This window comes from Tissierella sp., from assembly GCF_032104385.1.
Classification (GTDB): Bacteria; Bacillota; Clostridia; order Tissierellales; family Tissierellaceae; genus Tissierella.
The window spans coordinates 147219-169007 of sequence record NZ_DAMCHJ010000001.1 but is presented as its reverse complement, the minus strand read 5'-3'; the positions used below and the strand labels follow the sequence as shown (position 1 = coordinate 169007).

Below are 21789 nucleotides of genomic sequence, written 5' to 3'. Positions count from 1 at the left end.
TTTAAAGATTAGATTATTAAGTTAAAAAGAAAGGGAGATACAATTGAAAAGATTACTTAGTTTAATTATGGCAATTATGATGATAGTCACAATGACAGCATGTACAAAAAAAGATGCAGAACCAGCAGTTGTAGAACAAGGAAAATCAGAAGTTACAGGAGAAGAAAGTAAAGATGGAATTGCTAAAAAAGCATGTTTAATAACAACAACACCATTGGGAAATGATTTTACAGATCTAATCTGGAGCGGATTTCAAGAATTAGAGAAAAAAGGCTGGGAAGTTAAGGCAATTGAAGTATCAGAAGCATCTGAATATCCCGAACAAATTAGGGCAATGGCAGCTCAAGGATATACAGCTATGTTTACTATGTTTGATGAGTTGAGCAATGTAGCACTGGAGCTTTCTGATGAATTAGCAGAAAACTATCCCGATCTTCATATATTTATGTTAGATACTTATATGGAACATGATAAGAAAAATGCAACAAGTGTATCTGTTGACCCATTTGAATCATCCTTTGTAGCAGGCTATGTAGCTGCAAATATGACTGAAAAAGACATAGTTGGTTGGATTGGACATAAGGATATCCTAAAGGTTCAGAGATTTCGCGATGGATATACAGCAGGTGTTAACTATGCTAACAATGGTAAATCCGTAATTTCTGCCTTTACAGGAGATCCATTTGACCCAGTTAAAGGACAAGAAACAGCTAAGACAATGATTCAAAACAATGATGTGGATATTATATATCAAAGTGCATATTTAGGAGGACCTGGAGTAATATCTGCCTGTGCAGAAACAGGCATCAAAGTCATCGGTGTTGATGACTGGCAAGGAGATATAGACCCAGCTGTATTTTGGTCAGCAGTTAAATCAATGGATGTTGCAGTTATATCATTAGCTGAAAATCATGGGGCAGGAAAAGAGTTCGAAACATCAGTGGATTTCGACCTAAGTTCAGGTGGTTCTGTTTATGATGAAAGAGATGAAAAGAATATTCCAGAGGAATTATTAGCAAAAGTTAAACAATTAATTGATGATATTAAGAGTGGTAAGATAGACGTTTATGAGGGATTTGAACAATATAGACTAAATTATTAATAATATTTTTTAAATATAGGAACGTTTAATCGTTCCTATATTTGCATATCAAGGAGATAGGGATATGAATAAAGATAAATTTGTATTGGAAATGCATAATATTAATAAAAAATTTAAAGATTTGCAGGCTAATGACAATATTACCTTTAAAGTCAGACAAGGTACAGTACATGCATTAATTGGAGAAAATGGTGCTGGGAAAAGTACTTTGATGAATATATTAACCAATATTCAAAGTCCCGACAGCGGACAGATATATGTTCATGGGGAGTTGGTAAATTTTAAGAATCCTTTAGATGCAGTTGGACATGGAATAGGAATGGTATATCAGGAGTTTATGGTTTTTCCTGAGATGACAGTTCTGAATAATATAATAATGGGATTTGAAGAGAAAAAAGGAATCTTTATAGATTATAAGAAATCTAGAAGAAGAGTGGAAGAGATATGTAAAAAATATAAATTCAATATCTCTATTGATGCGAAGGTCGATGAATTACCTGTTGCTTCTTTACAGCAGGTAGAGATTATAAAGGTTTTATATAGAAATGCTGATATTATAATATTAGATGAGCCGACATCTGTATTAACCCCACAGGGAGTAGAAGGTCTATTTAATGCCATAAGATTTTTAATTGCTCAAGGAAAAACAATAATACTCATAACCCATAAATTGAAAGAGGTACTGGAAATTGCTGATGATATTACAGTCTTAAAAAATGGTCGAGTGACAGGGACTTTGTCAGCCAAGGATACAAATGAATTAGAATTAGCCAGACTTATGGTTGGCAGAGAAGTCATATTGCAAGTTGATAAACCAGAACCTAAAATTGGAGATACAGTGCTAGAAGTTAGAAATTTATCAGTTAAAGATTCTTCAGGAGTAACAAGAGTTAAAAATGTGAGTTTTAATGTACATGGAGGAGAGATAGTAGGTATATCTGGAATAGCTGGTTCAGGGCAAACAGAGCTAGTATCAGCATTGGTTGGTCTATCAAACTATAATAAAGATGGAGAAATACTATTTTGCAGAGAAAATGTAATAGATAATACAATAGCTAAAAGGCGTAAGATGGGAATGGGTTATATTGCTCAAGACAGATCTTCTGTAGGTACTAATAAAGAAGGGACTATATGGGAAAATGCAATAATGGGTTACCATAGGGGCAAAGGTTTTAAGACTAAGCATTTACTTGATTATAAAGATATAAATATATTTACCAACAAAATAATTGATGACTATGCAGTAAAAGTTCAAAGTATAGAGGATAAGGTAAAAATCCTTTCTGGAGGTAATGTACAGAAACTTTTAGTGGGACGTGAATTTTTACAGGAGCAGAAGATGCTGATTATTGAAGACCCCACTAGAGGAATTGATGTTGGTTCAGTTGAATTTATATGGAAGAGAATAATTGAGATGGCAAAAGAAGGAGTAGGGATATTATTAATTAGTCATGAACTCAATGAAGTAATGCAGCTTTCTGATAGGATATTAGTAATGTATAATGGATCAATAATTGAACATAAAAACAGCAGAGCCTTAACAGAAGAGCAGATAGGTCTTATGATGCTAGGTGGTGAAGTCTATGAAATTTAAGATGAGTCGGGAAGTGAATGGAACTATATTTAGATATAGTATATCCATTATATTAACACTTTTATTTGGATGTATTCTAATTGCTGTCCAAGGAGAAAATCCTCTGGAAGCCGTAGGATATATTATAGAAGGTGCCTTTGGAAGCAAGATAAATATAGGGAATACAATTCGATGGGTTATATCTAGCCTAATGGTAGGAGGAGCGGCTACAGTTGCCTTTAAATCAGGAGTTTCCAACTTAGGTATTGAAGGACAGCTATATATGGGAGCCTTATCAGCAGCAGTAATTGGATATTCCTTGGAATTACCTCATGGATTACATATAATAGCATGTTTGTTAGCTGCATCTATAGTGGGAATGTTATATGCGTTAATACCAGCATTGATCCGAATGTATTTTAAAATCAATGAACTTGTAACAACTCTAATACTTAATTTCATAGCAAAATATTTAACGGAATATATAACCATGTGGGTCATAATGGGAGGTCAGCAATCTGCTAATGGCTCTGCATCTATAACAACGCCTCAGATATTTAAGACTGCCAGACTGTCTACAATCATTAAAGGTACTACTGCCAATACAGGAATATTTATAGCTTTGGGGATTTTGGTATTCATAGCATTTATCTATAAATATACCTTAGAAGGATATGAATTTACTCAAATAGGACATAATATAAATTTTGCCAGAATGGGTGGAGTAAATATCAATAAATCCTTTGTACTGGTTTTTCTAATATCAGGGTTAATATCTGGAATGGGTGGAGGTATAGAGGTAACTGGTTCCTATTATAGATTTACACCTAATTTCAGCAATAATTTAGGTTGGGATGGGATAATGATAACCCGTATAGCAAATAACAACCCAATAGCAGTAATAATTGTATCCATTATATGGGGGGCTCTTAAACAAGGAGCATTGCATATGGAACGAATGACTACATTAAATAGACTTGTAGTCATTATAATTCAAATGCTATTTGTATTATTTGTTTCTATTGATTATGATAATTTATTTAATAAATGGAAAGAGAAGATAAAGTTAAAGAAGATTAATTATAAAGGAGGCTCTTCAGTATGTTGACTATAATGGAAATATTATTTGGAACTGTAACATGGTCAGCTACATTTAGATTGAGTACTCCAATTATATTGACCAGTATAGGTGGCTCATTCAGTAAGCAAACGGGAACATTTTGTATTGCCTTTGAATGCTTTATGCTTTCAGCAGCATTCTTTGCTGCATGGGGAAGTTATCTATGGGGAAGTCCATATATAGGTACTTTTCTTGCTATTCTTGCAGGGGTAATCCTTGCTGCAGTTTTTGGTATATTTGTCCTTCATTTTAATGCAAATCCAATGATTGTAAGTATAGCACTTAATTTTGGGTCCTGGGCAATGACTACTTTGTTATTAACTAAAATATTTAAAGTAAGGGGCTTCTTTCATAGTCCTCAAATTGTAAATTTTCAACCTATAGACATACCTATTTTAAGGTCAATTCCATATATCAATAAAGCATTAAACAATCAAATTATACTTGTATATATAGCATATATCTCTATATTAATTGGAACTATAGTCATGTATAAAACTCCTTTTGGATTAAGGCTTAGGGGTATTGGAATCAATGAGTTAGGGGCTCAGACCTCAGGAGTAAATATATTAAAGTATAGATGGTTAGCATTGATTATTATGGGTGTAATGTCAGGACTAGGAGGTGCATATATGCCTTTATCAGGATTAAGTATGTTTTCTGAAAATATGACAGCAGGTCGTGGTTTTTTAGCCTTTGCAGCTATACTTGTGGGGAAGGGGAATCCTTTAAAAGCTGCCCTTATAGGTATGTTGTTTGCTTATACAAATGCAATAACCCTTACCTTGACATCATTTGGAGTACCTACCCAATTATTGCAGATGATGCCATTTGTAGTAGTCATTTTAGTATTAATAATTAGCAATTTAAAGAATTTTAGCAGGAAGCCTATAATAGATAATCAATAGACGGAGGTGTATATATTGATATATAAAAATATATGTGAAACAAAAGAAGATGTTTTAAAGGAGATAAAAAACCCTAGCTTAACCTATGAACAGATAGTATCAAGATTGGCAAAAATAGCAGAAAATCAGCTTCCATATCCAGAGGGGGTTGGTGATGAATACTTTGAATTATTTGAGAAGGACATAATATCAGACCTTGGTGAAGGACATGCTACATTTACTCCCCGATATATACTGCCAAATTATGAAAAACTTTTAGAGGAAGGTTGTGATTTTCTAAGATTAAAGCCGGCTAAGACTTTAACGGAAGCAATAAATTCACTGCTAATATTTTATCATCATGTACCGTCCTTTAGCAATTATCCAGTCTTTGTAGGAAGGATAGACAAATTGTTAGACTCATATATTGAGGATGAAGAAATGGCAAGGGAACAGATTAGATGGTTTTTAATTCATTTAGACAGAACAATAAATGATAGTTTTTGCCATGCCAATATAGGTCCGGAAGAAACATTGGCAGGTAATATAATCATCGACTTAGAAAAGGAATTGCAAAATGCCATTCCTAATATGACATTATTATATGATAAAGAGAAAACTCCTGATAGCTTTGCTGTTAAATGTATAGAATCCTCTCTTATATGTGCTAACCCTGCCTTTGCCAACGATAAAATGTTTAAGAAGGATTTTGGAGATGCTTACGGTATAGCAAGCTGTTTTAACGGACTTCCATCTAATGGAGGGGCTTTTACATTGTCAAAGATTAAATTAAATAAAGTAGCTTTTAATTCAGAATCCATAGAAGAATTTTTTGAAAAGAACTTACCCTATGCCATAGATGTATTATGTAATTTTATGGAAAGTAAAATAAGATTTCTAGTGGAGGAAAGCACTTTTTTCAAAACCAATTTTTTAGTAACAGAAGGTTTTATTGAGCTTGATAGATTTGTTGGTATGTTTGGTATAGTTGGTATGCATGAATGTGTTACACATTTAATGAAAATTCAAGGAAAGTCATTTGTATATGGAAAAGATGATGAAGCAAATAAATTAGGGCTGGAAATAATGGAATTCATAGATAATAGGGTGAAGAGTTTCAAAAGTAAATACGGAAAAGCAATGAATAACCGTTTTTTACTCCATGCCCAAATAGAATCAACAGCGGAAACAACAGCAGGAGTTAGAATAGCCAATGGACAAGAGCTTCCCATATACGCTCATTTAAGACATTCAGGCTTATTCCATAAATATTTTCCTTCAGGAGTAAGTGATCATTTTCCATTTGACAGTACAGCAATAAATAATTCTGAGGCTATTTTAGATATATTTAAAGGTGGTTTTGAAGTTGGGGCAAGGTATCTTTCAGCATATAGACAGGATGGGGATTTAGTCAGAGTAAGCGGATATTTGGTTAAAAAATCTGATCTTGAAAGACTTAAAAATGGTCTCCATGTAAATTATGGCAATATCAGATATGGAAAAGAACAGATTTTAGACCATAATATATTGGACAGAATGGTAAGGACTACAGATGAATAGGGCTAAAATTAATAAAATCATAGATATGAGTGTAGTAGATGGACCTGGGAATAGGACTGCAATATTTTTTCAAGGATGTAATTTTAACTGTTTTTACTGCCATAATCCAGAAACTATAAATCACTGTATAGATTGTTTAGAATGTATAGAAAAATGTCCAGAGAATGCACTAGATACAATTGATAATAAAGTCATATGGAATAGTTCCAAATGTGTAGATTGTGATACTTGTATAAAAACATGTAAATATGATGCATCACCTAAAATATATAATATGACTGTAGAAGATATTATGAAAAGAATAGAGTACAATAGACCATTTATCAAAGGAATTACAACCAGTGGCGGCGAATGTACTCTGCAATCTAAGTTTTTAGTAGAGCTATTTAAAGAAACTCATAAAATAGGTCTAACTAATTTTGTAGATACAAATGGAGGATTGGATTTATCAGAGGAAAAAGAATTAGTAGAAACAACTGACAAATTTATTCTGGATATAAAGGCTATGGATAGGGATGAACATTTTTCTATTACAAAACAATATAATGATAAAGTCATTAAAAATGCTAAGTATTTAGCTGGTTTAGGTAAGCTATATGAAATTAGAACGGTGGTAATTAAAGGTATTAATAATTATGAAACCATAGATAGTATAACAAAGCTTTTGCAGCCATATTTAGAAAATCAAGATATTAGATATAGGATAACAAGATATAGATCCTTCGGAGTACGTCAGGAGTTTTCAAACCATGAACCTCCTGATGATGAAGAAATGAAAAAATTAAAAACAATTGCAGTTAATAACGGATTTAAATCAATAATATTAGTTTAAGGAAGTGAAGATTTAATGAATATAGAAACTAAATTTCTTGTAGAAACTGCTTTATTGACCCACGGATTAAAATCCATTGATAATGAAACTCTTGTTGAATTATGGCCATGGGAACATAAATGTATAGCTTGGATAGATAAAGGAGAAGTAATAATAGGAAATATAAAAGAATTTATTGGATTTAGAAATAGGGCTGAGGAATTGATACGTATAGATAAGGATATCTTTATAGAATCATGTAATAATGGTGTAAGCGGTGCATTAACTGCATCTGGAACTATGATGGCAGCAAGGGAAAGAGGGGTTCATATTGCAGTAACTGCCGGAATGGGTGGCATTGGAGATATTATAGGAGAAGAGCTATGTGCAGATTTACCTGCCATAGCAACTATGGATGTAATATTGATAGCTACTTCACCAAAGGATGTTATAGATATAGAGGCAACTATTAAATGGTTATTGGATCATGATGTCAGTATATGGGGTAAAGATACAGATACTATAGATGGCTTTATGGTAACTGATAAACCAATTAAACTTACAGGCAAATACAGTGGACAACCATTAAAAGGAAAAACATTGTTATTAAATCCTATACCAAATGAAATTAGATTAAAAGATTTAACTATAATAGAAAAAGCTAAAAATGCAGGTAAGGAAGCGGAAGAAAGAGGACAATATTACCATCCCGCAGCAAATGCTATGATAGATAGGCTTTCATTTGGCAAATCCTCTGAGTTACAATTAAATTCATTAATTGAAAATAGTATTTGGGCAAATGAATTAACAAAATAAATGGACAAGGATTAGCTGCCTTGTCCATTCTTGATCAATACAAAATATATATTTTATCTTTTACTCCTTTACAGGTGAAACTTTATATACAGTAACATATACAACTATTCCAATAATTGTAGATAATAATACATCTATTATATCTGCTAAAAGTAAATCATTTAATAGGGTTGAAATTGTAATATGAGCTAAAAACACAGTGCCTGCCATAACTAATGTTGCAATTTCAATTTTAGGTAGGATATCTTTTAAATTTTCACCTTCTATAATTTGTAATTTTTGATTTAAATCAAAAATTCCATATAATAGAGCCAATATAATAGAAATGCTTGTACCTAGTGCAATCCCACCAATTCCCATAATTGGAGAAAGTGATAAGTTTAAAATTGTATTTAAAACTAAAGCAACTAAACTAATCAATACAGGAGTTTTCATATCTTGGATTGAATAATAAGCTCTTGTAATCAATGGAATAATTGCCATAGCTGCCAATCCAAATCCATAATATGATAATACTTTCGATGTTAAAATTGATGCATTTACATCAAAGGCACCTCGTTGGAAGATTATTCTAACTATTGGCTTTGACATAATTATCAATATAATAGATACGGGTATTGATATAATTGTTAGGAGTTTCATTCCATTCCTTATTTCATTTTTAAAATGTTCTTCATCATCTTTATTATAATCCTCAGATAATACTGGAAATATAACTGTAACTATGGCTGCAATAAATACTCCTAAGAATAGATTCATTATTCCTTTTGCGTAGCTTAACTCAGCAATACTACCTACAGAGAGTGTAGAGGCTACTGCATTATCAATAGAGGTATTTAACTCATTAATTCCAACACCAGCAATTATAGGAATCAGGTAATATCTTAATTTCTTTATATATTTATCCTTTAAATCAAAATGCCAACTATATTTAAATCCATTTGCTCTAAGTCCTTTTCTAAATATATATATCTGAAAAATACCTGCTATGGTTCCAACAAGCATAAATCCTTTTAGTGCAAAAGTCTTTGCAAAGAATAATAAGTAGATTATATATAAAACACCACTTGCAAACCTTCCCTTAGGACCACCCTTAAATGAATGTACGGATTGTAAAAATCCGCCAAAGATCGCATTTAACCAAGATAAAGATATAATGGGCAGACCTATTCTAAATAATTGAATTGTATCATTTAATTCTTCCCCCTTAAACCCTGGACCAAAGATTCCAATAATACAAGGGGCTCCTATAAATCCTATTAGGATGATAATGAAAGAAAATAGAATTGTAATATTTATTAAATTATTAGTATAATTTATTTTTCTTTCTATTCCATGTCTTTCCTGTATTTCTTGTAATAAAGGTATAATTGCAATGATTATTCCATCACTTATAAGCCCTGTAAAAAGCATGACTGTACTAAAGGCTAATAAATAGGAGTCCATCTTATAGTTGGCTCCTATTTTTGAGGCAGTAAGGATTTCTTTGATAAAGTACAAGATTTTAGTAGCTATCCCAAAATAAATAATATATAATGTTGATTTTTTCATTGCTGTTTTTCTTTTCATTGTATTTTTCACCGGCCTTAAACTATAAATGTCCATTTAATTATAACATAAATACTATATCATATGAAAAAACAGTTGTGAAGATTATGTTAATATAAAGGATTCAGAAGATTGCTTAGTAAAAAAGTCAGATCAATGCAAAAATAAATAAAAAATAGGACTAAATACCTAAGATATGGTATAATTAAAATCAGCTCTTATATCTAATATATTTAAAGGTGATGAGTGAACTTATGGAAGAATTGAGATTGAAAAAGTATGATAATATTAGAAGCTGCTTTAAAATACTTATATTATTATGGGTTTTTATATTTATAATCGTAATTAGCTATTCAAATTATCGAATGTATTCCTATGTGGAGAATGAAATAGGCAATAATGCTATTACTTTAGGCACATATATTGCTAATACAGTAAAATTGAGTAATGAAGATTATCTATATCTAAAATCAATTACCTTTAAAGAATTATTAGATAGTGAAATAAATAAAGAGTTTGAAAAAAACATTAAAAAGGTAATGGATATTTCTGATATTAAATATATATATTTAATATCACGATTGGAAGAAGATGAAAAGAAATACGGTAAAGAAGTTATTTATTTACTAGATGCAGTTTATAATATTGAAACTAGAATAGATTATGCAAAGGATAGAGAATATTATGAGGATATAATTAGATATGATATGTCTGATGAATTATTTAGGGAAGTTGAAAAAACAAAAACTCCAGCCTATAAAATAGTGAAGGATAAATTGGAAGAATATATTTATGCCTATATTCCATTTTATACGGTTGAAGGTAATTATATCGGATTAATAGGCATTGATATGGATAAAAAAGAGATTGGAAAAGTAAGAGATAAATATAATCAAGTAATAACAATTAATATAGCAGTAAGTTTGATGGCTGGATTACTATCTTTTTCCTTGTATTGGTATATGAGAAAAGTACATAATGACCTAAAGAAAGAAACATATCTTTCTGGAATAGACGATCTTACTCGTGTATTTAATAGAAGAAAATTCAATCAAATATTTGTAGAATTGTGGGAGAAGGCAAAAATGTATGGGCAAAATATGTCCTTAATGCTCATAGATTTAGATTATTTCAAAGAATTCAATGATAATTATGGGCATTTTGCAGGAGACAATATGTTAAAAAATATAGGAGAAATCTTAGAAAAGGAATCATCGAAACATGGAGGTTATGTCTGTAGATATGGTGGAGATGAGTTTGTAATTCTATTTCCAGATTTGGATATTACCAAGGCAGAAGAAGCAGGAAATAATATTTTATCAGCTATAAATAATGCCAAAATAGAACATCAATATTCACCAATAGGAGAATTTCAAACTGCAAGTATTGGTGTAACAAGTATGATTCCTAAGGACGGGATAAATATAAATGAATTTTTCAACTATGCAGATGCTGCTCTTTATTTATCAAAAAGATATGGAAGAAATAAGGTATCCTCGTGGAAAATTTAAAAGTAAAAGCATTAGAGTGTTTAAATTTAAGATATATAACAACAATACTATAATTACTATCTATATATTTAAAAAACCTTTCTTCTATAACACAGTAGGAGAAAGGTTTTGATTTTTAAAATGGCAAATTAAAATAATTCTTATTAAATCTTTCTATATAGATAGCTTCATAGATAGAAAGATTTGTTTGGAATAACAATGATAACTATGCTAAGATCTTAGTGCTGTTGAATATAAAACAAATTTAATCTAAGGGAGAGGTAAGACAGATGTTTAAAAAGAAAATGATAGTTATTGTAAGTACAATATTGTGTATAGCTATAATGATTACTGGATGCACAGGTGAAAAACAACTTAAAGAAAACATAGTAGAAGATGCATCAAGTGACAATATTAAGCCAGAAGTAGATGAAAGCACTATAGAAGCTGACAAGGTAAAAATAGGATATCTAGCAATACCAGGAAATGTTCTTTATTTTATTGCTAATGATAAAGGATATTTTGCAGAAGAAAATATTGAAGCTGAATTATCAATGTTTAAAAGCAGCGGAGAAGGTGTGGCAGCTTTAATTTCAGGTAAAATTGACACTGGATGTTTTGGAACAACAGCAGAGTTATCCTTAATAGCCAATGAAGCAAATTTAATTATATTTGGTGGACAAATGAGCCAAGGAAGTGGAATAATAGCATTGGCTGATAGAGTAGAAGAATTTAGAGATTTCAGTAACTATAAAGGAAAAAGCTTAGGATTAGTAAGAATGTCTACGGGAGATGTGCTATTTAGAGCAGGATTAATTGATGCTGGTCTTGAATTAAATAAAGATGTTACAATAGTAGAATTAGATTCTCCAGCAACTATTATTGAAGCAGTAAAAAAGTGTGAAATCGATGCAGGTGGTGTTTGGATACCACATATAAAGAACTCTGAACTACAAGGTCTTGGTATAGCCATGCTATCGGGCGAGGTAATGGAGATGCATCCTTGTGCTAGACAAGCAGCCATGAGAAATACTTTAGTTGAAAACAAAGATACATATGAAAGACTTACTAGAGCTTTAATTAAGGCTTATAAATTCTATTTAGAAAACCAAGAAGAAACTGTAGATATTATGCTTAACTATATTAAAATAGATAGAGATATACTTATGTCAGAGTCATATGACGGCAATTTTTCACCTAATCCTAATCCAGGAAAAGCAAAGACTATAGAATTCTGGGAGGCAATGAAGGAAATTGGATATATAGAATCAGATATAGAATTTGAACAATATGTGGATGAAGAAATTTACACTAATGCATTAAATTCTTTGTTAAAAGAAAATCCTAATGAATCTGTTTATCTTGACTTAAAGAGTGAATTATCTAAGTAGAAGAAAGGTAAGTGTTGCTATGAGTAAGATAGAGATAAGAGATTTATATTTCTCGTATGATAATGATGATAGAAGGAACATACTAAATAATATCAGTATCTCCATATCAAAGGGTGAATTTTTAGTTGTTTTGGGATCAAATGGATCAGGAAAAACTACTTTACTTCACTTATTGGCTGGAATTCTTAGGCCAGTAAGTGGAAATATTACTATTGATGAACAATTAGTTGAAGGGCCTGGTACAAATCGTGGAGCCGTTTTTCAGCATTATTCACTATTTCCATGGATGACAGCTAAGGAGAACATAAAATTTGCTCTTAAACAGTTGGAGAATTATAGTGGTAAATATGATATTGATAAAAAAGCAGAAGAATATTTAAGCTTAGTAGGATTAAATAAGAATTTTACAACTTATCCACTACAAATGTCAAATGGAATGCAGCAGAGAGTTGCAATAGCAAGAGCCTTCGCAATGAATACGGAAATATTGTTACTTGATGAACCTTTTAGTGCATTAGATATAGTAAATCGGAATCTATTACAGAAATTATTACTTGAGCTTTGGCAAAATGATAAAGATAGAAAGACAATTATACTGATTACCCATGATATTGATGAAGCTATTATATTAGCTGATAGAATAATAGCTATTTCATCAGAAGGAAGGATAGAAAAGGATATAAATATTAACTTTAATAGACCAAGAAATAGAAATGAACTAATACAATCTCAGGAGTTTTTTAATATAAGAAATGAACTAATAAATATCATTGAGACTGACTGTAATAGTTCGATATTATAGGAGAATTTAAATATGGACAAGATAAGGAAAAGTATAAACATACCATTTATTATACTACTATTAATACAAGCTCTGCCAACTAAACGAGACTTAGAAGTTAGTCTGCCATTAACGTCTTTTGCTATAATATTACAGATATATTATTATATTATTTACTATAATAGTGAAAGTGATATAAAGAAAAGAACATTGAAAGATGTACTTACTATCTTATTTTGCTTTTTAATAATATGGGAATTAGCCACTGCTAAGTTTGACATCTTAGATAAGGTTCTTTATCCATCTCCCAGTAGTATTATTATACTCTTAATTAAAGAATTTCCTGAATTTATTAAAGGTGCAATTAGTTCTTTCCAAATATTGATTATAGGTTATATTACAGCGTTATCTCTAGCTATTCCTTTGGCTTTAGTTGCTGGATACAATAATCGAGTTTACAATGCTATATCTCCTTATACTAGAGTATTAGGACCTATACCTCCAATAGTATTTATACCCTATGTAATTGGAATTATGCCTACATTTAAAATGGCATCAATATTTGTTATTTTTGTTGGGGTATTTTGGCCTGTATTTAGACTGACATTACATGGTGTACTTAACATTGACAAAAAAATAATTCAATCAGCAAGAATGTTGAATGTAAATAATAAAACTATGATTTTTAAGATAGTCCTTCCAGCAATTTTACCATCTGTCCTCAGTGGATCTTCCATGGGATTAAGTTCTTCCTTTGGAATACTAACAGCAGCTGAAATGATAGGAGCAAGATCTGGATTGGGATTCTATGTAAAATATTTTTCAGACTTTTTAAATTATCCAAAGGTAATTGTGGGAATTATTTATATTGGAATAGCAATATCCTTAGTAAACTCTTTATTTAAGAAAATAGAAGAATATTTTTTGAGGTGGCAACAATGAATGTAGTAGGTATTAATACAATTAAAGGCATGAAAAATCTAAAGTTAAGAGGAAAGTATTCAAACATTACAGATATAGAACAAAGAGTAAGAAAAACTTTAATTAATTATGTTGTAAACAATGGAGTTTCTTTTAATATAAACCTAGATTCTGTCGAACTATTAAATTTAGGCAACATTTCAAGCGTAAGCTTCAAACAAATTGTGAATAGTCTTTTTTTAAAAAAAATTTTAAGAAAAGATGAAAGTGGAGATATTAATTTTCTTTATCCTGTTTCAGCATTACCTACTAATCATAGGGTTACATTAGCAGATGGACGTAGTTTTTATGCTATGTGTGGAATAGATGCTATGGGTTCTATATTAACATTTAACCAAGATATACATATACAATCTCAATGTAGTCAATGTGGAGAAAAAATAAGTATAGATATAAAGAATGGTAATTTAGCTTATTTATCATCAGAAAGTATTCATGTAATTCATTTAGATTCTGATGAAAATGAAGAATGGGCGGGAAATTGCTGAAATTTCATGAATTTCTTCTGTAAGAAGAATCATTGCTATACATGGATAAAAAATATGAATATAAATGATAAAGACATATTACCTGTAGATATTAGAATGGGGTTTTGGATAGGAAAATCAATATTTAATGAAGAAAAAAGCTAGAAATTTGAACTGACCCCCATAAGTTAGACCTAAAAAATCTAACTTATGGGAGGTCAGTTTTTTATGGCAAAATACAGTTTTGAATTTAAATCACAAGTAGTTCAAGCATATCTAAACAACGAAGGTAGTTATCCATATATTCCAAAAAAATATGGAGTTCCAGCTTGGTCTAATATTAAGAAAGGGGTAAATGATTTCAGAATTGCTGGTCCTGATGCTTTGAGACCTAAACGGAAGGGCAGGCGTTCAAACGTGTCAAAACCAAAAGAAATCAAACACGCAAACAATGAATTCAAAAATACTGATTCAGAATATCTGAAACAACTTGAAGATGAAAATCTTAAATTAAGAATTGAGAATGCATATTTAAAAGAACTGAGGAGACTGCGTTTAGAGGGAACACCTCAGAACAAAAAGCGAGAATCATCCACAGTCTCCGAGGATCATTCAAACTAAAAGATATTTTCGCAATCACAGGCTTTCCTAAAGCAACATATATGTATTGGCAGAAGCGTTTTGATAGAGCAAATCCAAACCAGGAACTAGAAGAAAAGATTTTTGAAATACGAAAGAATAATAAGGATTTCTGTGTAATAGAGAAATAAGAAGAACTAGAGATAGCTATTGAGAAATATATAAAATATTACAACGGGCAAAGAATTAAAGAGAAGCTAGGATGGATGAGTCCAGTAGAATATAGACTCAGCCTCTTGGCTGCATAAAAAGAAATAGCGTAGCAGTTAAAAACTACTACGCTATAAAGTCTAACTTATTGGGGTCACATCAATTGTCTAGCTTTTTTATACTATAATATTTCCATAAATGCAGCAATTCTAGTCCTAATTTGACCGATATTGGAATTAGAGTAGTCCGTTTCTATAGCCATATATGGCAGTCCTACGGTAGTACTCAATTTTTTGACTGCTCTTGCTTCAACGCTATAAGGATGGCATGTTTGCAGCAATACTTCAATAACGGCATCAACTTTAAATTCTTCTACTAATTCTTCTAATAATTCCATACGTTTATAATTGGGTGTCATAATTGAGCATCCTATATTTAAATATTGCGTAGCTATGGATTTTACAATATCATCAGAGTTCTCATCAATAATATTTCTAATAGGTTTAATACCTTCACAGTTTTCAAAACAAACGACTACTCCATTATTATTTTCAATTGTGTTAAGAATTTTGTCTAAAACACCACTTAATGGACAGCCAGTAATAAGAATTCTCTTAGCTTTATTATTTATAGGTCTTTTACCTTCATTGTATTCTTTTTTAATCTGGTTAATTAACTCCTCTAATTGATTATATTCTTCTTCTAAATCAGAAATAAATTTATACCTTTCAAGTATCTTATAAGCATTAAGACCTGTAATTGCAGGTGGATCTAACTTGCTTAACTCTAATAATTCCCCATATAAATCTTTTAGCTTATTTCTGACGGAAGTTGTTTTTCTTAGTTCTTTCTCTGTAATTTTTACATTAAACTTTTCTTCTAGAGTTTCAATCAATAATCTAACTTCTTTTTCCCACATAATATATGAATAGCTTCTATCAGTTCCTTGGGGCAATTGCATAATATGCATATCTTTTAATTCACCTAATAATTCATACATTTTTTTCTTACCATCACAGGTTGTTTCACCAATGACTATGTCGCAAAGAGGGAGAGAGTCAGAATTGCCTGAAATTATAGAACGATAACTTGATTTAATCAAAGGACAGAGATTTTTTGGTAGATCTACTTCAGAATTTATTATATTTTCATCTTTAGTACTACATAAATTTATCACATTAATTTTTGCAGCATCTAGTATTTCTAGAGGTGCAAAGCTACAGAAAATTCCTGCGATTCTATCTCCGTTTTCTTTAATTTTTTTTGCTTCTAAAATTCTATTTTCCCTTGTTTCAGAATGCTTTTTGAAAGTTTTTGATAAATCTAAATCATGCATTATATATCCCCCTCAATTAAATTTTGATAAATTCATATTATATAGTAGGTTAATTTTGTATACAGAACCCATTATATATGAATTTTAGACAGTATGTGATTATGTTTTTCTATATCGACAGATTCTTCCATTAAATATTTTTATATTTGTTTAATCAAGTGAAAAGGTTTGATATAGTATTTTTGATATAGGAATAATGCATATAAGTTATATATGTAAAATCTGATAAATTAGAATATAGAGTGATAATTATATGAATATAAATAAAAAAATACTTGTTTTTTCTGTATTGTTATTAACCTTAGGATTGTGTGCTTATTATTTTATGCCTCAAGAAGAAACTAATAATACAAGTGCAGGATTGAGAATAGGATCTGGAGATGATATAACTGGATTACTTCTCGAACAAGTAATTAGGACAAATAAAATTACCAATATAGAAAATATTGACATTGTAGGAGATGAAGATATTTTCCATGATTTTACATTTAAAGATTGCTGAAGTAATACAGCACAATGGGCCTTGAGCTCAGAAGAAATTGATATGGCTTTTTATTGCAATCATATGGCTTTACATTTAGTACGTACTAATGATAATTTTCAAATCTATGGTCCAGTTATTATGAATGCAGAGGTAATTGCTTATAAGGGAGATATAAATGATATATACAAGCTTGGAATAGGACAAACAAGAGAGCATTTATATACTCTTGCTAGGGACAGTCACAAACAAGTGAGAGAAATTGTGGAAATTTCGCCCATTTCTTTGCCTTATTCTTTAGAAATTGGACAAATAGATGGAGCAGTTTTAGACATAAGTAAAGTTTCATTATTACCAGGATTTAATTTTACTCCCCTCTCAAAAGATGATTACATTTCCTACAGTTTGGTTGTTAGGAAAGACATTGTAGATACAAAGGCATTTAAGAGTTTTTTAGCAACCTATAATCAAACCATAGAAGAGTTAAATCAGATAGAAAATTTTAAGGAATATATTAAGTTACCAGAGAACCTTTATAATGATATAAAAATTAAATTTTTAAGTTTAGAGTAAGGAAGGTGAATATATGTCAATATCTGTACAAGGAATTACCAAAGTATTTTTAAATAAAAGAGATAAAAAAGCAGTTAATACTGTTTTAGAAGATATTTCTTTTGATGTAAATGAGGGAGAGTTTGTTTCTTTATTGGGGCCATCAGGTTGTGGAAAGACTACAACTTTAAATATTATTGCAGGGTTTTTAAAACATGAAAGAGGTAATATTTTAGTCAATGGAAAAGTAGTTAATAAGCCAGGGCCAGATAGAGCCTTTGTATTCCAAAATTATGCACTTTTTCCATGGATGAAGGTTGGAGAAAACATTATGTATCCCATGAAGATGCAAGGAGTAGCAAAAAGAGAAAGTGAAGCCAAGCTTAAAGAATTGTTGGCAATGGCACATTTAGAAGAATATGAAAATTACTATATACATGAAATATCAGGTGGTATGAAACAAAGGGTTGCTTTACTTAGAGCACTTGCTTGTGATCCAAAGGTTTTGTTAATGGATGAGCCATTAGGTGCAGTAGATTTTCAAATGCGTCAAATGCTCCAAGCTCAATTAGAAACTATGTTGCAAGAAAGCCAAAAAACTGCACTTATGGTTACTCATGATGTAGATGAGGCTATTTACTTAAGCGATAGAGTTATAGTTATGTCAAGAGATAGAGGTAGAGTACTAGCTGATATAAAAATTGAGCTCCCAAGACCTAGAGATAGAAAAGATGAAAGATATCATCAGTATACAAATGAATTATCTGATATTTTAAGAGCTGCCTTAAACGGTGAAATCAAAAATCAAGGTGATGAAGAATTGTTGGAATTTATCCAAAAAACAGATAAAAAAGATAACAAAAGAATAGCCTATGCTGAAAAAGGTGTATTCCAAGAATAATAAATAACCATAGGAAAATAAAAAGGAGAAAACAAATGACAACATTACCAGAACGATTTGAAGAATTTGCTGATGCTAGAAGGCAAGGGTTTATGAATATTAAGGAACTTAAAGATAAAGGGGGAAAACTATGCGGAACCTTTTGTCAATTTGCTCCTTCTGAGATGATCGATGCGGCAGGGCTCTATCGTGTAGGACTATGTGGCCAAAGTGCAGAGCCAATTCCTGCAGCAGAAGCAGAATTGCCTGCAAACCTTTGTCCTTTAATTAAGTCAAGTTATGGATTTGCACTAACTGAAACATGTCCTTATGCTTATTTTTCTGATCTCATTGTAGGGGAAACAACCTGTGATGGTAAGAAAAAAATGTATGAAGTGCTTAGTGAATTAAAGGATGTTCATATTATACACTTACCAAACAATCCCGATGTAGAAAGATCCTTAGAATCTTGGATTATGGAGTTACAATATTTTAGAGAAGTATTAGAAAAGAAATTTGATATTACTATCACGGATAATATGCTTAGAGAAGCTATTAAATGGGGGAATAAGGAGCGTATTCAAATGGCTCGTCTATATGAGCTGGGACGCTATGATCCACCAGCAATTACAGGATTACATATGCGTAGTGTAATGGAAGGAGTTCAATATATATTTGATAGAAAAGAACGTTATGAGAAAGTTCAAGAGGTTTTAGATAAGTGTGAAGAAAATTGGAAAAATGGTAATGGGCCAATTCCTAGAGGAAGCAAAAGGCCTAGAATATTAGTGTCTGGTGGACCTAGTGGTGGAGTATTTGAGAAAACAATCAAGGTTATTGAAGAACTTGGCGGAGTTATAGTTTGTTACGAGGGATGTAGTGGTATTGTTTCTAGACGAAGGCTTATTGAGGAGTCTGAAACTAAGGATCCAATTGAATGTATAGCGGAAAAATATTTAGAAGTGCCTTGTGCTGTTATGTCACCTAATCAAAGAAGACTTGAACAAGTGGCTCTAACTATTGATGAATGGAAAGTGGATGGTGTTGTTGGAATTATTCTTCATTCATGTAATCCTTTTGGAATTGAATCAACAAACATTAAGAAAATTGCTAATCAATGTGGGAAGCCTTATCTACATCTAGAAACTAATTATGGACAAGGTGATGAAGGACAATTGAGAACAAGAATAGAGGCATTTTTAGAGATGCTTTAGTTGGAGGTGAAGAAGAGAATTGAATACACAAGAAAAAGATGTAAAAAGAATGGTACACGCAAGTAAAATGAAGGATAGAAACAATTGGAGAAAGCTAAATGGTAAAGATTTTAATATTTATACTCCAATTGCATTGATAACTATTGGTATAGTATGGTCAGTTGCAGCAGAAATTGTTGACAAACCATTTCTTTTCCCTTCCTTAAAAAGTGTAATAGAGTCTTTATTTAAGGCTATAACAGATTTATATGTACTTAGGAATATTGGTATAACCATGCGTCGTGTTATGACGGGTGCCTTTTATGCACTTATTGTTGGGTTACCCATTGGTATGATTATGGGATATTCAAAACCTATGTTAAGAGCTATGGCTCCATTTATAAACTCTTTAAGGCAAGTTCCTATTATGGCATGGGTACCACTATCTATTATTTGGTTTGGTCTTGGTGATGGACCCACAATTTTTATGATTGCGTTTTCTGGAATTTTCACCATTATATTAAATACAATAGCAGGAGTGCAAGATATAAATAAGGATTTCTATAATGCAGCTCGAAGCATGGGAGCAAGTACTTTTAATATTATTAAAGATATAGTTCTCCCAGGCTCTCTTCCAGGGATTATTACTGGAATAAGATTAGCCATTGGTATGGGATGGATGTCGGTTATCTGAGCTGAGTTTATTGCGACCAGTGCCGGGTTCGGCTACTGTATGGTAGAAGCTCAATCTAGAATGGAAACCCATACAATTATAGCATATATGTTTATAGCTGCTTTAATTGGGTTTGGCATTGATAAATTGATGCTCTTAATTGAAAGTATATTACTAAGATGGAAAGCAGATTAAAACATCTATCAGATTATCTGATGGATGTTTTTTAAAAGAAAACTCTTATTGATAATTATTATACAATTTCCATTTTGCTCTTGACCTTAAAGTCGACTTTAAGGTTTATAATAGGAGGTAGGAGAAAGCTATGTTATTTATAAAAGATATTTGTAGGGTTACGGGACTTAATAGTTCTGCTGTTAGATACTATGATAACCAGGGGTTATTAGGAAAAGTACAAAGACGTTCTAATAACTATAGAGTATTTGACGGAAGAGATGTAGAAAAACTGTTATTTATAAAAAAGGCTAGATCCTTGGGATTTGAATTGGAAGAAATAAAGAAAATATTAGAGTTAAAAGACAGTGGAATACCACCATGCAATTATGTAAGTCATAAAATACAAGAGAAAATATCTTTTATAAAGGCAGAAATATTAAGATTAGAAACAGAAAAGGATAAGTTAGAAAAACATTTATCAGATGCAAAAAAGATAACTGGATGTAAAGGTGCTATATGTCATTATATTGAAGGAATTGATATTCAGGAAACAATCAAATATCTGAATACAAAAGATATTAATAATCCATAAAATATATTAAATAAGCCTATGATATGTAAAAACATATTATATAAAATATAAGCTAGGGAGGAATAAATACATATGAAGAAAAGAATTATTGCTATGACTTTAGTATTAGCGATGGGAATTGTTTTTTTAGCAGGTTGTACAGATAGCAGTAAAGAGTCTATAATTCAAGAGGTGGATTATGATCCAGTGGAAGAGGTATCAAAATATGAACTAGGTGAACTATCAGAAGCAGATAAAAAGTTTGTAGTACAAATGGGATATAGAGATTGTGATCATATGGTTCCATCCATTATAGGAGAAAAGGCAGGTATTTATAAGGCATTAGGACTTAATGTTGTTGTTACAAAGACTGGTAAAATCATGGAAGCAATGTCTTCAGGAGAAATGCATGTAGGGTATCAAGGCATTGGTGGTGCAATACGTTCTGTAAACCAAGGGGCACCTTTATTTATGGCAGCAGCTAATCACATTGGTGGTTCTAGATATTTAGTTGTTAGCAACGATATTAAGGAGCCTAAGGATTTAATTGGCAAGACTTTAGCCATTGGAACTAAATCAAATAATAGTCCGGAATGGCGTAAATGGGCTG

Annotated in this window: 21 protein-coding genes and 1 pseudogene; 20 read left to right on the top strand and 2 right to left on the bottom strand. The window is 31.2% G+C overall.

The features are described 5' to 3' along the window. Nucleotides 1-43 precede the first annotated feature (43 nt). The 7 genes from RT714_RS00760 (at nt 44) to RT714_RS00730 (ending at nt 7869) form a co-directional block, all read left to right on the top strand. Nucleotides 44-1102 carry a BMP family ABC transporter substrate-binding protein gene (locus RT714_RS00760; protein WP_313755710.1) on the top strand — a complete coding sequence of 353 codons (1059 nt, stop codon included), beginning with the start codon at nt 44-46 and terminating at the stop codon, nt 1100-1102. A 64-nt stretch (nt 1103-1166) separates the two neighbouring features. Further along, the gene (locus RT714_RS00755; protein WP_313755709.1) at nt 1167-2696 is read left to right on the top strand and encodes an ABC transporter ATP-binding protein; all 1530 of its coding nucleotides are present in this window, start codon (nt 1167-1169) and stop codon (nt 2694-2696) included. Beyond that, a complete protein-coding gene (locus RT714_RS00750; protein ID WP_313755708.1) occupies nt 2686-3783 on the top strand; it encodes an ABC transporter permease in 1098 nt (365 codons plus the stop codon). The genes RT714_RS00755 and RT714_RS00750 overlap by 11 nt, the downstream gene beginning before the upstream one ends. Beyond that, nucleotides 3777-4703 carry an ABC transporter permease gene (locus RT714_RS00745; RefSeq protein ID WP_312666870.1) on the top strand — a complete coding sequence of 309 codons (927 nt, stop codon included), beginning with the start codon at nt 3777-3779 and terminating at the stop codon, nt 4701-4703. Before RT714_RS00750 ends, RT714_RS00745 begins: the two co-directional genes overlap by 7 nt. Nucleotides 4704-4718: 15 nt before the next feature. Further along, nucleotides 4719-6242 carry a YjjI family glycine radical enzyme gene (locus tag RT714_RS00740; RefSeq protein WP_313755707.1) on the top strand — a complete coding sequence of 508 codons (1524 nt, stop codon included), beginning with the start codon at nt 4719-4721 and terminating at the stop codon, nt 6240-6242. After that, on the top strand, nt 6235-7074 hold the full coding sequence (locus RT714_RS00735; protein WP_313755706.1) for a YjjW family glycine radical enzyme activase: 840 nt from the start codon (nt 6235-6237) through the stop codon (nt 7072-7074). Before RT714_RS00740 ends, RT714_RS00735 begins: the two co-directional genes overlap by 8 nt. Nucleotides 7075-7089: 15 nt before the next feature. Next, nucleotides 7090-7869, top strand: coding sequence for a pseudouridine-5'-phosphate glycosidase (locus RT714_RS00730; RefSeq protein ID WP_313755705.1), 780 nt, complete (start codon nt 7090-7092; stop codon nt 7867-7869). Nucleotides 7870-7929: 60 nt separating this feature from the next. Here the strand turns inward: RT714_RS00730 and murJ are convergent, their stop codons facing one another. After that, on the bottom strand, nt 7930-9438 hold the full coding sequence (gene murJ / locus RT714_RS00725) for a murein biosynthesis integral membrane protein MurJ (protein ID WP_313755704.1): 1509 nt from the start codon (nt 9436-9438) through the stop codon (nt 7930-7932). A 248-nt stretch (nt 9439-9686) separates the two neighbouring features. Between murJ and RT714_RS00720 the strand changes: the two genes are divergently transcribed. The 7 genes and pseudogenes from RT714_RS00720 (at nt 9687) to RT714_RS00690 (ending at nt 15414) form a co-directional block, all read left to right on the top strand. Further along, entirely contained in the window at nt 9687-10928 is a 1242-nt protein-coding gene (locus tag RT714_RS00720) for a GGDEF domain-containing protein (protein WP_313755703.1), read from the top strand. 269 nt (nt 10929-11197) lie between these two features. Next, on the top strand, nt 11198-12298 hold the full coding sequence (locus RT714_RS00715) for an ABC transporter substrate-binding protein (protein ID WP_313755702.1): 1101 nt from the start codon (nt 11198-11200) through the stop codon (nt 12296-12298). Between the two features lie 19 nt (nt 12299-12317). Beyond that, nucleotides 12318-13100 carry an ABC transporter ATP-binding protein gene (locus RT714_RS00710; RefSeq protein ID WP_313755701.1) on the top strand — a complete coding sequence of 261 codons (783 nt, stop codon included), beginning with the start codon at nt 12318-12320 and terminating at the stop codon, nt 13098-13100. A gap of 12 nt (nt 13101-13112) precedes the next feature. Continuing rightward, entirely contained in the window at nt 13113-14021 is a 909-nt protein-coding gene (locus tag RT714_RS00705; protein WP_313755700.1) for an ABC transporter permease subunit, read from the top strand. Then, nucleotides 14018-14485 (top strand): annotated as a pseudogene (gene saoL, locus RT714_RS00700) (MerB-like organometallic lyase SaoL); the annotation flags it as partial. The gene RT714_RS00705 and the pseudogene saoL, both read left to right, overlap by 4 nt. Before the next feature lie 270 nt (nt 14486-14755). Beyond that, entirely contained in the window at nt 14756-15148 is a 393-nt protein-coding gene (locus RT714_RS00695; RefSeq protein WP_313755698.1) for a transposase, read from the top strand. A 161-nt stretch (nt 15149-15309) separates the two neighbouring features. Continuing rightward, nucleotides 15310-15414, top strand: coding sequence for an IS3 family transposase (locus tag RT714_RS00690; RefSeq protein ID WP_399325646.1), 105 nt, complete (start codon nt 15310-15312; stop codon nt 15412-15414). An 83-nt stretch (nt 15415-15497) separates the two neighbouring features. On the opposite strand, the gene RT714_RS00685 is transcribed toward RT714_RS00690, so the two are convergent. Continuing rightward, nucleotides 15498-16652, bottom strand: coding sequence for a double-cubane-cluster-containing anaerobic reductase (locus tag RT714_RS00685; protein ID WP_313755697.1), 1155 nt, complete (start codon nt 16650-16652; stop codon nt 15498-15500). Between the two features lie 253 nt (nt 16653-16905). Here RT714_RS00685 and saoB point away from each other — a divergent pair, with 253 nt between their 5' ends. The 6 genes from saoB to RT714_RS00650 all read left to right on the top strand — a co-directional run. Next, entirely contained in the window at nt 16906-17706 is an 801-nt protein-coding gene (gene saoB, locus RT714_RS00675; RefSeq protein ID WP_349817848.1) for an ABC transporter substrate-binding (seleno)protein SaoB, read from the top strand. A gap of 13 nt (nt 17707-17719) precedes the next feature. Then, complete coding sequence (saoA, locus tag RT714_RS00670) at nt 17720-18586, top strand: ABC transporter ATP-binding protein SaoA (protein WP_313755695.1); 867 nt, start codon at nt 17720-17722, stop codon at nt 18584-18586. Nucleotides 18587-18621: 35 nt separating this feature from the next. Further along, nucleotides 18622-19779, top strand: coding sequence for a double-cubane-cluster-containing anaerobic reductase (locus RT714_RS00665; protein ID WP_313755694.1), 1158 nt, complete (start codon nt 18622-18624; stop codon nt 19777-19779). A 49-nt stretch (nt 19780-19828) separates the two neighbouring features. After that, complete coding sequence (gene saoP / locus RT714_RS00660; RefSeq protein ID WP_313755933.1) at nt 19829-20626, top strand: ABC transporter permease subunit SaoP; 798 nt, start codon at nt 19829-19831, stop codon at nt 20624-20626. Nucleotides 20627-20756: 130 nt separating this feature from the next. Then, nucleotides 20757-21200 carry a MerR family transcriptional regulator gene (locus RT714_RS00655; RefSeq protein ID WP_313755693.1) on the top strand — a complete coding sequence of 148 codons (444 nt, stop codon included), beginning with the start codon at nt 20757-20759 and terminating at the stop codon, nt 21198-21200. Between the two features lie 72 nt (nt 21201-21272). Then, on the top strand, nt 21273-21789 hold a 517-nt coding region (locus RT714_RS00650; protein WP_313755692.1), incomplete at its 3' end, for an ABC transporter substrate-binding protein.